Origin of the sequence: Halorhabdus sp. SVX81 (assembly GCF_029207715.1) — an archaeon.
Taxonomy (GTDB): domain Archaea; phylum Halobacteriota; class Halobacteria; order Halobacteriales; family Haloarculaceae; genus Halorhabdus.
The window spans coordinates 133,256-145,831 of record NZ_CP104322.1; the positions used below are offsets into that span (position 1 = coordinate 133,256).

General features: G+C 66.0%; 13 protein-coding genes and 1 pseudogene. 10 read left to right on the top strand and 4 right to left on the bottom strand.

Translation table 11 applies throughout. The features are described 5' to 3' along the window. Positions 1-63: 63 nt before the first annotated feature. On the top strand, positions 64-1,302 hold the full coding sequence (locus SVXhr_RS00605; RefSeq protein WP_275738530.1) for a CBS domain-containing protein: 1,239 nt from the start codon (positions 64-66) through the stop codon (positions 1,300-1,302). Between the two features lie 28 nt (positions 1,303-1,330). Here the strand turns inward: SVXhr_RS00605 and SVXhr_RS00610 are convergent, their stop codons facing one another. Both SVXhr_RS00610 and SVXhr_RS00615 read right to left on the bottom strand, forming a co-directional pair. Continuing rightward, a complete protein-coding gene (locus SVXhr_RS00610) occupies positions 1,331-1,834 on the bottom strand; it encodes a 2'-5' RNA ligase family protein (protein WP_275738532.1) in 504 nt (167 codons plus the stop codon). A gap of 42 nt (positions 1,835-1,876) precedes the next feature. Then, a complete protein-coding gene (locus SVXhr_RS00615) occupies positions 1,877-2,056 on the bottom strand; it encodes a hypothetical protein (protein WP_015789255.1) in 180 nt (59 codons plus the stop codon). 335 nt (positions 2,057-2,391) lie between these two features. Here SVXhr_RS00615 and SVXhr_RS00620 point away from each other — a divergent pair, with 335 nt between their 5' ends. The 8 genes from SVXhr_RS00620 to argF all read left to right on the top strand — a co-directional run bounded on the left by SVXhr_RS00620 (position 2,392) and on the right by argF (position 11,110). Further along, positions 2,392-3,606, top strand: a complete 1,215-nt coding sequence (locus SVXhr_RS00620; protein ID WP_275738533.1) for an argininosuccinate synthase — start codon at positions 2,392-2,394, stop codon at positions 3,604-3,606. A 3-nt stretch (positions 3,607-3,609) separates the two neighbouring features. Then, a complete protein-coding gene (argH, locus tag SVXhr_RS00625) occupies positions 3,610-5,106 on the top strand; it encodes an argininosuccinate lyase (protein ID WP_275738535.1) in 1,497 nt (498 codons plus the stop codon). 147 nt (positions 5,107-5,253) lie between these two features. Further along, positions 5,254-6,129, top strand: a complete 876-nt coding sequence (gene lysX / locus SVXhr_RS00630; RefSeq protein WP_275738538.1) for a lysine biosynthesis protein LysX — start codon at positions 5,254-5,256, stop codon at positions 6,127-6,129. Then, the gene (gene argC / locus SVXhr_RS00635; protein ID WP_275738540.1) at positions 6,129-7,181 is read left to right on the top strand and encodes an N-acetyl-gamma-glutamyl-phosphate reductase; all 1,053 of its coding nucleotides are present in this window, start codon (positions 6,129-6,131) and stop codon (positions 7,179-7,181) included. Before lysX ends, argC begins: the two co-directional genes overlap by 1 nt. Then, a complete protein-coding gene (locus SVXhr_RS00640; RefSeq protein WP_275738543.1) occupies positions 7,178-8,020 on the top strand; it encodes an acetylglutamate/acetylaminoadipate kinase in 843 nt (280 codons plus the stop codon). Before argC ends, SVXhr_RS00640 begins: the two co-directional genes overlap by 4 nt. Next, positions 8,017-9,144, top strand: a complete 1,128-nt coding sequence (locus SVXhr_RS00645) for an aspartate aminotransferase family protein (RefSeq protein WP_275738545.1) — start codon at positions 8,017-8,019, stop codon at positions 9,142-9,144. Before SVXhr_RS00640 ends, SVXhr_RS00645 begins: the two co-directional genes overlap by 4 nt. Next, positions 9,144-10,223: a [LysW]-lysine hydrolase gene (locus SVXhr_RS00650; protein WP_275738546.1), complete on the top strand. Its 1,080-nt coding sequence runs from the start codon at positions 9,144-9,146 to the stop codon at positions 10,221-10,223. The genes SVXhr_RS00645 and SVXhr_RS00650 overlap by 1 nt, the downstream gene beginning before the upstream one ends. Beyond that, the gene (gene argF / locus SVXhr_RS00655) at positions 10,220-11,110 is read left to right on the top strand and encodes an ornithine carbamoyltransferase (protein WP_275738548.1); all 891 of its coding nucleotides are present in this window, start codon (positions 10,220-10,222) and stop codon (positions 11,108-11,110) included. The genes SVXhr_RS00650 and argF overlap by 4 nt, the downstream gene beginning before the upstream one ends. Before the next feature lie 467 nt (positions 11,111-11,577). Here the strand turns inward: argF and SVXhr_RS00660 are convergent, their stop codons facing one another. Together SVXhr_RS00660 and SVXhr_RS00665 are read right to left on the bottom strand one after the other, a co-directional pair. Continuing rightward, positions 11,578-12,018: a PIN domain-containing protein gene (locus SVXhr_RS00660; protein ID WP_275738550.1), complete on the bottom strand. Its 441-nt coding sequence runs from the start codon at positions 12,016-12,018 to the stop codon at positions 11,578-11,580. After that, the gene (locus tag SVXhr_RS00665) at positions 12,018-12,260 is read right to left on the bottom strand and encodes an AbrB/MazE/SpoVT family DNA-binding domain-containing protein (RefSeq protein WP_275738552.1); all 243 of its coding nucleotides are present in this window, start codon (positions 12,258-12,260) and stop codon (positions 12,018-12,020) included. Before SVXhr_RS00665 ends, SVXhr_RS00660 begins: the two co-directional genes overlap by 1 nt. Positions 12,261-12,321: 61 nt before the next feature. Between SVXhr_RS00665 and SVXhr_RS00670 the strand changes: the two are divergent. Then, a pseudogene (locus SVXhr_RS00670) lies at positions 12,322-12,450 on the top strand (ornithine carbamoyltransferase); the annotation flags it as partial. Between the last annotated feature and the right edge of the window lie 126 nt (positions 12,451-12,576).

Genomic DNA, 12,576 nt, shown 5'->3' on the forward strand with positions numbered 1-12,576 from the left:
GCTCGTCGCGTAGAACGGCGGCTCGGCAGGGTTCTTAAGTCAGTGGGACAACAACCCGCATCTATGCGACGATTCCGGATCGGTAGTGCGTTCGGCATTCCGATACAGCTGGACCTCACCTTCCTACTGGTCCTTCCACTTTTCGCCTGGCTCATCGGTGCCCAGGTCGGCCAGTCGGCCGAACTCATGAACGACGTCTGGGGGGCGGGCATCGACGGCGCGGCGCTTTCTACCGGGCAGCTTCCCTGGATACTCGGCGTCACAGCGGCGCTCGGGCTGTTCGCCGGCGTCGTCCTCCACGAACTCGGCCATTCGGTGGTGGCGATGCGGTATGGCTTTCCGATCTCCTCGATCACCCTCTGGCTGTTCGGCGGGATCGCCCAACTCGAGGAGATGCCCGAAGACTGGAAACCGGAGCTGTTCATCGCGATCGCCGGGCCGGCCGTCAGCGTCGCGCTGGCGGGACTCTCCTACGCGGGATTTCTGCTCGTCCCGACAGGTGATGCCGTCGGCGTTGCGTCCGTGAAGTTCCTGCTCGGGTACCTCGCGTTGATGAACCTCGCGCTGGCGATCTTCAACATGCTCCCGGGGTTCCCGATGGATGGCGGTCGGGTCCTCCGGGCACTGTTGGCCCGCAACCGCCCCTTCGCGCAGGCGACCCAGATCGCCGCCGAGGTCGGGAAACTGTTCGCGCTCCTGCTCGGCCTGTTCGGCCTGTTCGGTGGCGGCGGGCTGTTCCTGGTCGCGATCGCCTTTTTCATCTACATCGGCGCGTCCAGCGAGGCCCAGATGACGACCATGAAGGCCGCCTTCGAGGGCGTGACCGTCCGGGACGTGATGACGCCGGCCGATCGCGTCCAGACAGTCGACCCCGAGCTATCCGTCGCGGAGTTGATGGAGCTGATGTTCCGGGAACGCCACACCGGCTTCCCTGTCGTCGATGACACCCGGATCATCGGGCTGGTCACGCTGGAGGATGCTCGCGCGGTCCGGGAAGTCGAACGCGAGGCGTTCCGGACTGAGGAAGTGATGACGACGGATCTACAGACGATCCACCCCGATGAGAACGCAATGACGGCCATGACCCGGATGCAGGAGCACAACATCGGCCGGCTGATCGTCATGGAGGACGACGAGTTCGTCGGGTTGCTGACTCGATCCGATCTGATGACGGCGCTTTCGATCATCAAAGAGAGCGGGCGCGACACCGCACCGAGCGGGCGGGCGCTCAACGGTGGCGTCCCGACGACAATGTCGCATGACGAACAGGCGGGTCAGGACGACCGCCGTTTCGAGGACTGAGGCGGCGTAAGCCCGGACCTGAGCTGGCTCACACGGGGAGTGAGATGCTACTGGCCGGCTCACCGCGTCGCGCATCGCGAACGGTAAGTCGCGTCACCGTCCAGGTGATCGGGTCGATCGACCGCTCGACGAGCCGGGTGATCCGCTCGTCATCGCCACCCCGGGCGATCGTCACGTGTGGGCTGTATTCGTCACCTTCCAGCCCCTCGACCGGCGAGAACAGGTCGACGAGTCGCTCGTGCAGCCGGCGGAGTTCGGCGCTTTCGACAGTCAGGTAAATAACGGGTGCGGGCCCGTTCGTCGGGTCGGCGAAGTAATCGATCCCGGTCACCTGTGCTTCGAAAGGGGGCTGGCCGGTCAGATATTCGCGAACCTGGGCCTGGATGCGCGGGACCGACCGGTCCTGCCCGAGTCGCTTCAAAACCAGCGTGTGCTCGCCGCGTGTTCGCTCCTGGGCCCGTGGCACCTCGTGGGCCAACTCACTCGCCAGCCGCGCGACCGACGAGGGGACCGGGACGTTCAGGCTGTACACGTCTCTACTGCAGGTTCGATGGGAAATAAGCGACTCGATCGATCAGATCCGGTCGAGCAACCACAGCACGATCAGGACGACGATAATCAGCCCCAGCAGCGGTCGGAACGGGCCGAGGAGCCATGCGATCCCATCGATGACCATTCCGACGATTTCGAGGACGATCAGGACGACTACCAGCAGGAGGACGATCTTCAGCAGGTCTTCGACATCGAGGCTCATGTCGATCACTTCACAGGCGAGCCAAATAGGCGTTGTGGCGGATCGCCGGATTGACGGACAGCGTCCCGGTGAATGCCCTCGTCAGCCACTCACATGCCGGCCTCAACCCGGAAGATATTAGTAGCGCTTGCCGGATATTCCGGGGTACATGACGCCGATCCGCCGCTCCGACGCGCGCTCGTCCCGGACCGGCGGGTCCGTCTCCCTTCTCCGACGCCGACGACCGGGCCGTTAGGCCCGAATACATTCACTCCCAGACCGGTTTCGCATCGTTTTATCGCCGCCCACCGTCGGGTTCCGGGGCGGTTATCTCTCACCCGACAGTCACCACACCCATGACACAACAGGACGGAAACGGCACGGTCGCGCTCGCCTTCTCCGGCGGGCTCGACACCACAGTCTGCGTACCGCTGCTCAAGGAAGAATACGGCTATGACGACGTCATCGGCGTCACGGTCGACGTGGGCCAGCCCGACTACGAGTTCGACGAGGCCGAGGAGACGGCCGAGGCCCTCGGACTGGACCACTACGTCGTCGACGCCCGCGAGGCGTTCGCCGACCTCTGCCTGCAGGCCGTCGAGGCCAACGCCGACTACCAGGGCTACCCGCTCGGGACCGCTCTCGCACGGCCGGTCATCGCCGAGGGGATCGCCGATGTCGCCAAAGAGCAAGGCTGTAGCGCCTTAGCTCACGGCTGTACCGGGAAGGGCAACGACCAGTTGCGCTTCGAGGCCGTCTGGCGTGACACCGACATGGACGTCATCGCGCCGATCCGCGAACTCGGCCTGACTCGGGAGTGGGAGAACGAGTACGCCGAGGAGAAGGGCCTGCCCGTCGAGGGCGGGGCCGGCGGTCGGTACTCCATCGACACGAACCTCTGGAGTCGCTCGATCGAGGGCTCGGAACTCGAAGACCCCGCGACAATTCCCGAGGACGACATCTACCTCTGGACCGAGAATCCCTCCGGCAAGGAGGCCGAACTCGTCGAGATCACCTTCGAGGACGGGACCGCTGTCGCTGTCGATGGCGAGGAACTCGGCTCGGTCGAACTCATCGAGGAACTCAACGAACGCGCCGGTGCCCACGGGATCGGCCGCACGGACATGATGGAAGACCGGATGCTCGGCCTGAAGGTCCGGGAGAACTACGAGCATCCCGCCGCGACGGTCCTGCTCACGGCCCACGAAGCCCTGGAAGGGCTCGTCCTCACCGCCGAGGAGCGCCAGTTCAAGACCACGATCGATCAGCGCTGGTCCGAGAAGGCCTACGAGGGACTGATCGACGCGCCGCTGATGAAGGACCTCGAAGGGTTCATCGACGAAACGCAGACCCGCGTCACCGGGACGGTGACCGTCAAACTCGAAGGTGGCCACACCAGAGCCGTCTCGCGGGAATCCGACTACGCCGTCTACAGCGAGTCGGCGGCCTCCTTCAACGAGGAGGACGTGACCGGCGGGATCACGCAGGACGACGCCACGGGCGTCGCAAAGTACCACGGGTTCCAGTCGCGCCTGGCCAAGCGCGTGACCGAATCGCTTGACGAGGAGTGAGCCATGAGCGAGGAACCCACGGCGAACGGCGACGAAGACGGCGGTGAGGACGGCAGCGAGGGCGTCGTCCGCCGGGACCGTTTCAGCGGCGGCCCCGCTCGGGGGTTCCTCTCGTCGCTTTCGGCCGACGAGCGCATCTTCGCCGCCGATCTCGCGGTCGATCGCGCCCACGTCGTGATGCTCGCCGAGCAGGGGATCGTCGAGGCCGATACCGCCGGCGAAATCCTGGCCGGCCTTGAGGAGATCGAGAATGCCGGCCACGACGCCTTGCCGGATGGCGAAGACGTCCACGAGGCCATCGAGACGGCCGTCATCAAGCGCGTCGGTCCCGACGGCGGTCGGATGCACACCGCCCGCTCGCGCAACGACGAGGTGGCGACGTGCATTCGCTATCGCCTCCGGGAGGACCTCCTGGCGGCCACCGAGGCGACCCTGGAGGCCCGCGGCGCGCTGATCGAGACTGCCGAGGCCGAGCGAGAGACGGTGATGCCGGGGTTCACCCACCTCCAGCCCGCCCAGCCGACGACCGTCGCCCACTGGGCGCTGTCCTACGAGCGCGCGCTGGCCCGCGAGACGGCCCGCCTGCTCGACGCATACGACCGGACGAATCAATCACCGCTCGGCGCGGCCGCATTCGCGGGCACGCCGTTCGACATCGATCGCGAGCGGACGGCCGACCTGCTGGGCTTCGAGGCCACGATGGACAACGCGATGGACGCCGTCTCCGCGCGGGATTTCCTCGTCGAATCGACGGCAGCGCTGGCGACGCTCGCCACCACGCTGTCGGGACTCGCGGAGGATGTCGTGATCTACGCGAAGTCGGGCTACGTCGAGGTGGACGACGCCTACGCCTCGACGTCCTCGATCATGCCCCAGAAGAAGAACCCCGACACGCTCGAACTCGTCCGCGCTCGCGCAGGCGATGCTTCGGCGGGCCTCAACGGCCTGCTGACGACGCTGAAAGGACTGCCACGGGCCTACAATCGCGACCTGCAGCGCGCCGGCGGCCACGCCTGGCGCGCGATCGACGGGGTCAGCGAGGCGACCGAGGTCGCCGCCGGCGCGGTCGCCACGGCAGAGTGGAACGACGACGCGCTGGCCGACGCAGCTGGCGAGGGCTTTTCGACGGCGACGGGCGTCGCCGACGCGCTGGCGATGGCCGGCGTCCCGTTCCGGACGGCCCACGAGGTCGTCGCGAGCGCGGCCGAAGCCGCCGGCGACGACGTGGACTTCGATGCGCTGGACGCCGCCGCGCGCGAGACGCTCGGTGAATCGCTGACAGCGTACGTTGACCGGGAGACGATCGAAGCCGCACTCGATCCCGTGGAGAGCGTCGCAAGCCGGGACTCAGCGGGGGGACCGGCACCGGGTTCGGTCGCGGAGGGGATCGCGAGCGCACGGGATGACCATACGGCCGACAGCGATACACTGGCCGAGCGCCGAACGGCGCTTTCCAACGCGGCCGAGAAGCTACAGGCGGAGGTGGAGACGTATGTCTGAGACGATTGCGACAGCGAATGGGATAACACGGAGCATACACGAGATGACCACGACACACTGCACTGAATCGCGCCACCTGCCCACTGTCGGCGGCGGGTTCCCAACAGCATCGAACGCGCTGGCCCCCGAATCAGGAGGTGTGGGCGCGTGAACGTCGGGATCCTCTACTCGCGCATCCGTCAGGACGAAAAACTCCTCCTCTCGGAGCTTCGCGAGCGCGACCACGAGGTGACGAAGATCGACGTGCGCAAGCAGCGCTTCGGCCTCGATTCACCGCCCGAGGCCTTCGAGGACGTCGACATCGTCCTCGATCGCTGTCTGGCGACCAGCCGGAGCCTCTACGCGACGGAGTTCTTAGACGCGTACGATATCCCGGTCGTCAACAGCCACGAGACGGCCGAGACCTGCGCCGACAAGGTGACCAACAGTCTCGCGCTGAAACAGGCCGGCGTCCCGACGCCGAAGACGGAGGTCGCGTTCACGAAGGACACCGCCCTGGAGATCATCGAGGACTTCGGCTACCCTTGTGTCCTCAAACCCGTCATCGGCTCCTGGGGTCGTCTGATGGCCAAGATCGACACGCGCGACGCCGCCGAGGCCATCCTCGAACACAAGGCCACGCTCGGCCACTACGAGCACAAGGTCTTCTACGTCCAGGAGTTCGTCGAGAAACCGGGGCGAGACATCCGTGTGCTGGCGACCGACGGCGAGCCGGTCGGGGCGATGGTTCGCTCGTCGGATCACTGGCTGACCAACGCCGCGAAAGGGGCCGAAACCGACGTCTTCGAACTCGACGACCGTGCCAAGGAGTTGGTTGCCGAGGCCAGCGAAGCCGTCGGCGGCGGCCTCCTCGGGATCGACTTGATGGAGACGGGAGAAGACGAGGATGGGAATCCGACGGGCTACACCGTCCACGAGGTCAACCACACCGTCGAGTTCAAGGCACTGAACGACGCCGTCGAGACGGATGTCCCCGGCCAGGTCATCGATTGGCTGGAGACGAAAGCGGAGGTGAGTGAGTGATGGCCACGAGTGACGGCGACCTGACCGCTTCCGTCGTCGGCGCGAGCGGGTTCACCGGCGGCGAGCTCCTGCGGTTGCTCGCCGGGCACCCCGACTTCGAGATCGCCCAGGCCACGAGTCGCTCGAAGGAAAACAAGACGATCGGCCACGTCCACCCAAACCTCCGCGAACTGGACCTCCGGTTCAGTTCGCCAGAGGACCTGGAGTCGGTGGATGTGCTGTTCGCGGCGACGCCCCACGGCGTCTCGATGGACCACATCGACGCGTTTCAGGACGCTGCCGACACGGTTGTCGACCTCTCGGCGGACTTCCGGCTGGATTCGGAAGCGCAGTACGACGAGTGGTACGACGGGCATTCGCGGCCGGAGCTACTGGCCGACGCCGAGTACGCGCTGCCGGAACTCAATCGGGAGAACCTGGCCGGCGCGGATCTGATCGCCTCCGGCGGCTGCAACGCCACGGCGACGATTCTGGGGCTGCTCCCGCTGTTCGAGAACGACGTGCTCACCGGCGACGAGCAGATCGTGGTCGACGTGAAAGTCGGCTCGTCGGAAGGTGGCGCGGGCGGCGGCGAAGCGTCGAGCCATCCCGAGCGCTCGGGCGTCGTCCGGCCGTACGCCCCGACGGGTCATCGCCACGAGGCCGAGATCGAGCAGTTCCTCGGCGTCGACGTCTCGTTTACCGTCCACGCCGTCGAGATGATCCGCGGCGCGAGCGCCACGATCCACGCCTTCCCCGAGGAACCGGTTTCGAAGGGCGACCTCTGGGGGGCCTATCGTGGGTCCTACGAGGACGAGCCGTTCGTCCGCATGGTCGCCGGCGGCGGTGGCGTCTATCGCTACCCCGAACCGAAGGCCGTCGCGGGCTCGAACTACGCCGAGGTCGGCTTCGAGTTGGACCCCGGAAACAAGCGCCTGGTCGTCTTCTCGGCCATCGACAACATGATGAAGGGCTCGGCCGGCCAGGCCGTCCACGCCGCCAACATCGCGCTCGGCTTAGAGGAGACGGCCGGGCTGGAGTTCGCGGGCATGCACCCGGTGGGATCGCCATGACGGTCGTCGTCAAGGTCGGCGGCGCTCGCGCGGTCGATCCCGAAGGGGCGCTGGCGGACGTGGCCCAGCTGGTTGCGGACGGCGAAAACGTCGTGGTCGTCCACGGCGGCTCGACGAAAGTGGACGACACGCTCGAACGCATGGGGATCGAACCGGAGTACGTCGAGACGCCATCGGGCGTCGTCGGGCGGTTCACCGACGAGGAAACCATGGAGGTCTTCGAGATGGCCTTCGGGCACCTCAACACGCAACTCGTCGCGGGCTTACAGAGCCAGGGCGTCGACGCCGTCGGACTCAGCGGCGTCGACGGGAAACTCCTCGCGGGACCCCGCAAGTCGGCGGTGCGCGTCATGGCGGACGGCAAACGCAAGATCAAGCGTGGCGACCACTCGGGCTCGATCAAGGAGGTCAACGACGAGCTGCTGTATACGTTGTTAGACGATGGATACACGCCGGTGGCCGGACCGCCGATGGCTGGAAAAGACGATGACGAGTGGCTCCCGGTCAACACCGACGCCGACCGCTCAGCAGCGGCGATCGCCGGAGCGCTCGACGCGACGCTCGTCCTGCTGACGGACGTTGCGGGTGTCTATGCGGATCCCGATGACCCGGAGACGCTGATCGAGACTGTGGAGACGGGCGATGACTGGAACGACCTGCAGGACGCTGCCGAGGGCTTCATGGAGCGCAAGATCATGGCCGCTGAGGAAGCACTTGCGGACGGTGCACCCGAAGTCGTCGTCGCCGATGCCAACGTCGACGAACCGATCAGTGGTGCCCTCGAAGGTAGTGGGACGCACGTCCACCAGACAGCGATAGAAACGGAGGAACACACATGAGCGGATTCGTATTTTCCGAAAAACCGATACAGATAGAGAACGGCGATGGCGCGGTTGTTTACGACGACGCGGGCAACGAGTATCTGGACATGGGCGCGAGTTACGCCTGTGTCCCGCTGGGGCACAGCCACGCGGCCGTCGATACGGCCGTCAAAGACCAGGTTGACGACCTGACATACGTCCAGGCGTCCTATCCGGTCGAGACGCGAACGAACCTCTATGATACACTCGCGGTCGCGGCCCCGGGCGATATCGACAACGTCTGGCTGTGTAACTCCGGGACGGAGGCCAACGAGGCGGCGCTGAAGTTCGCCCGGTCGGCGACGGGCGACTCGAAGATCGTCGCCACGATGCAGGGCTTTCACGGTCGGACGATGGGCGCGCTGGCGACCACCTGGAAGGACAAGTACAAGAAGCCCTACGAACCGCTGATCGGCGACGTGGAGTTCGTTCCCTACGACGACAGCGAGGCACTCGCCGAGGCCGTCGACGACGAGACGGCGGCGGTCATCATGGAGCCCATCCAGGGCGAAGGCGGCATTCATCCCGCGAGCGCCGAGTACCTCGAAGCCGCCCGCGAGATCACCGACGAGGCCGGCGCGGCGCTCATCTTCGACGAGGTCCAGACCGGCATGGGCCGGACGGGAACGCTGTGGGCTTGCGAGAAGGCCGGCGTGGTTCCGGACATGCTCACGACGGCGAAGGGCCTGGCCAACGGCTTCCCGATGGGCGCGACGCTCGTCAAGGACTGGATCGCCGAGGACTACGGCAGCCACGCCTCGACGTTCTCGGGCGGCCCGGTCGTTTCGGCTGCAGCCGAAGCGACAGTCTCGACGCTCGTCGACGAAGAGATTCCCCAGCACGCCGCCGACGTCGGTGAGTACCTTCGTGGGAAACTTGAGGACGAGTTGGGCGAGGCGGCTCGGGAAGTGCGTGGCGAGGGGTTGATGATCGGCGTCGAGATCAAGCGCGGGGCCAACCGGGTGCTCAAGGACCTCGCGTTGAACCACCAGGTGCTGGCGCTACCGGCCGGTCGGACCGTGGTGCGCCTGCTCCCGCCGTTAATCGTTGACGAGGCTCAGGCCGACGCGGTCGTCGACGCGCTCGCGGAGGCGATCGACTGATGAGCACCGCCACTGACGCGCCGACGGCCGACGTCTCGACCGAGGATGCCCGCGAGTTGCTGATCGACCTCGTCGAGATCCCCTCGGTCTCGGGCGATGTCGAGGACGCCGCCGCGGAGCTGGCGGCGTTCTTCGAATCTCACGACCGCGAGGTCTGGATCGACGACGTGGGCAACGTCCGTGCCCCCGCAGATGACGGTGTGCTCCTCACGTCCCACATCGATACCGTCCCGGGCGACATTCCGGTCCGCCTGGAGGAGAACGACGACGGCGAGGAAGTGCTGTGGGGTCGGGGGAGCGTCGACGCGAAGGGGTCGCTCGCGGCGATGGCGGCCGTGGCGGTTCGCACCGGCGCCAGCTTCGCCGGCGTCGTCGGTGAGGAGGTTGACTCGACCGGGGGTCGCTATCTGGTCGAGGATCGGGAGAGCGAGCCGGACGCGGTCATCAACGGCGAGCCGTCGGGCTGGGACGGGATCACGCTGGGGTATCGTGGCTTGCTCGGTGGCACTTACGTCGCTACGAGCGAATCCGGCCACTCCTCGCGGCCCGACAACAACGCCATCGAGGACGCCATCGACTGGTGGAACCGCGTCGAGGCGGAGTTCGCCAAGGACGACTGGCACCCGGTCTTCGAACGGGTGACCTGCAAGCCGGTCGACATCGACGGCGGGGTCAGTTCGGATGGGCTCTCGGTCGAGACGACAATGCGCGTCCAGCTTCGGGTGCCCCCGGAGTACACCACTGACGAGATCCGCGAGTTGGCCGACGGTCATCTCGACCGCGGGACCGTCAACTGGGACGACTGGGTCGAGCCGGTGATGACCAGTCCCCGGACAGGGGTCGCGCGCGCCTTTCGCGCGGCGATCCGCGAGGAGGGTGGCGATCCGCGCCTCCTGCGCAAGACCGGCACCGCGGACATGAACATCTACGCCGACGCCTGGGACGTCGAGATCGTCTCGTATGGTCCCGGCGACTCGGACCTCGATCACGCCCCGGACGAGCACCTCCCGCTGCCCGAATTCGACCGCTCGGTCGCGGTCCTGGACGACGTGACCACGAGACTTCTGGAGGAGCCATGACACGTAACGTACTCGACGTCGACGACCTGACGAGCGAGGAACTGACGACCGTCCTCGATCGCGCCGCCACCATCAAGGCCGGCGAGGAGGCGGGCAACCCCCTCGAAGACGAGACGCTGGCGATGATCTTCGAGAAGCCTTCGACCCGGACGCGGGTCTCCTTCGAGACCGGCATGACCCAGCTTGGCGGCCACGCCATCTTCCTCGGCCCGGACGACATCCACCTCGGGGACAGCGAGCCGGTCAAGGACACCGCGCGGGCGGTCTCGCGGTACGCCGACGCGATCATGGCGCGGCTGTTCGAACACGCTGACGCCGAGGAGCTGGCCGAGTACGCCACCGTGCCGGTGATCAACGGCCTGACCGACGATGCCCACCCCTGCCAGACGCTGGCGGACCTGCTGACGATCCGCGAGGCCTTCGGCGGGTTCGACGAGGTCAGGGTCGCCTGGGTCGGCGACGGCAACAACGTCGCCCAGTCGTTCGTCCTCGGCGCGGCGATGGTCGGCCTCGATCTGACCGTCGCCACTCCGGAGGGGTACGGCATCGACGACGAAGTCCTGGAGCGGGCAGCCGAACTCGGGACAGCACCCGAGACGACACACGACCCCGAAGCGGCCGTCGCGGACGCCGACGTCGTCTACACGGACGTCTTCGTCAGCATGGGCGAGGAGGACGAACGCGAGGAGAAACTCGCTGCCTTCGAGGGCTTTCAGGTCACGACCGAGTTGCTCGGCGATCGCACGTTGATGCACTGTCTGCCGGCCCACCGCGGCGAGGAGGTCACCGACGCGGTCATCGAGAGTGAGAACGCGATCGTGTGGGAGCAGGCGGAGAACCGATTGCACGCCCAGAACGGGTTGCTGGTGTGGTTGAGCGAGCGGTAGTAACGCGAGCGACCTATGGGAGCGAGCGTCTTTTTGGTCCAGATTTTTGGACGAGTGGTACCCGCAGCGAGCGAAGCGAGCGAGGACACCCGAGGAGAAAAAGGTGGTTGCCGGATCAGGCGGAGAACCGACTGCACGCACAGAACGGGTTGTTGGTGTGGCTGGCCGAGCGGTAGTACCGCGGGCGAAGCGAGACGCGACCGACGGGAGCGTCTCGGAACCGTGAGCGGTGTAACCGTGAACGGAGCGAGCGGCTTTTTTGGTCCAGCTTTTTCGAGAAGTGGGCGGCCGAGTGGGACGAGGCCGCCGAGCGCTCGAACGGCGACGCCGTGAGAGTGGTTCGCGAGCGAAGCGAGCGAGAACACCCGAGGAGAAAAAGGTGGCTGCCGGAGCAAGCCGAAAATCGGTTGCACGCCCAGAACGGGTTGTTGGTGTGGTTGAGCGAACGAGCCTAACGACCCGAGTGACTATTCGGTACCCGATTCGAACGGATTCACGGCAGTATCGAGTCGCGTCAGCTCCTCGACCGCGTCGAAATCGTCGTCGAAGGAATACAGGTATTCGCTTCCTTCGCGCTCGAGATACGCAACGATCGTCGCATCAACGAAGGAGAGTGCGTCGTACCGGCGGAACAGCGCCTGGGCAGCGTTGAAATCGGCTCTCGGAGCGTGGACGACCTCGAAGTGGCTCCCTTCGAGGAGGCGATCGAGCAGCGCGTTCGCGGCCTCGGGGCCGAGTTTCTCGCGCGTGAGGTTTAGCGTCTCCGGGAGGACGTAGTTCGAGACGACGGCCTCCGGGAGGTCGCCGTGGTCGATCCCGCGAACGATTTCCCGTGCGCGGTCGTGATAGCGGTCACGGGCGCTCGCAGCAGCGAACAGAACGTTCGTATCGAGGACGATGCGTGCCATCACTCGGCTCCGAACTCCGATTCGAGTGCCACAGCGTCGGTCTCGCCGGCGTCGACCGGCTCGAAATCGTCGAAGACACCCTCTCGCTGGTGGAGCACTTCGACGGAGAGATCCCCGTCGTCGACCGTCCACCGGAGCTTGTCCCCCGCCTCGATGTCGAGGCGTTGCCGGAGCGCCGCCGGGATGGTGACCATCCCGCGGTCGCTGACTTTGGTTTCTTCGGGCCCTGATTCGGTTGCCATACGTGAGTATACTGTCTCCTGTCCTATACATGTTTCTTCACATGTGGTCCGTCGACGGTCGGCCCATCGGGGCGAGGGGGTCACCGACGCGGCCATCGAGAGCGACAACGCTATCGTGTGGGAGCAAGCGAAGAACCGCCTGCATGCCCAGAAGAGGGGGCTGGTGTGGCTGGCCGATCGGTCGTCGTAAGCATACGCTGTCGAAGACAGCGTTTCGCTGCTGGCGAAGCCGAAGGCTGAGCCAGCAGGTGTTTTTGGCCCAGCTTTTTGCGAGGAGGGTTCGCGAGCGAACCCTCCGAAGTAAAAAGGTGGATCC

Excerpts from the sequence above, each read along its gene's own strand:
- SVXhr_RS00605 (WP_275738530.1), top strand. The coding sequence starts at position 64 with ATGCGACGATTCCGGATCGGTAGTGCGTTCGGCATTCCGATACAGCTG.
- SVXhr_RS00615 (WP_015789255.1), bottom strand. The coding sequence starts at position 2,056 with ATGAGCCTCGATGTCGAAGACCTGCTGAAGATCGTCCTCCTGCTGGTA.
- SVXhr_RS00620 (WP_275738533.1), top strand. The coding sequence starts at position 2,392 with ATGACACAACAGGACGGAAACGGCACGGTCGCGCTCGCCTTCTCCGGC.
- argH (WP_275738535.1), top strand. The coding sequence starts at position 3,610 with ATGAGCGAGGAACCCACGGCGAACGGCGACGAAGACGGCGGTGAGGAC.
- argC (WP_275738540.1), top strand. The coding sequence starts at position 6,129 with ATGGCCACGAGTGACGGCGACCTGACCGCTTCCGTCGTCGGCGCGAGC.
- SVXhr_RS00640 (WP_275738543.1), top strand. The coding sequence starts at position 7,178 with ATGACGGTCGTCGTCAAGGTCGGCGGCGCTCGCGCGGTCGATCCCGAA.
- SVXhr_RS00645 (WP_275738545.1), top strand. The coding sequence starts at position 8,017 with ATGAGCGGATTCGTATTTTCCGAAAAACCGATACAGATAGAGAACGGC.
- SVXhr_RS00650 (WP_275738546.1), top strand. The coding sequence starts at position 9,144 with ATGAGCACCGCCACTGACGCGCCGACGGCCGACGTCTCGACCGAGGAT.
- argF (WP_275738548.1), top strand. The coding sequence starts at position 10,220 with ATGACACGTAACGTACTCGACGTCGACGACCTGACGAGCGAGGAACTG.
- SVXhr_RS00660 (WP_275738550.1), bottom strand. The coding sequence starts at position 12,018 with ATGGCACGCATCGTCCTCGATACGAACGTTCTGTTCGCTGCTGCGAGC.
- SVXhr_RS00665 (WP_275738552.1), bottom strand. The coding sequence starts at position 12,260 with ATGGCAACCGAATCAGGGCCCGAAGAAACCAAAGTCAGCGACCGCGGG.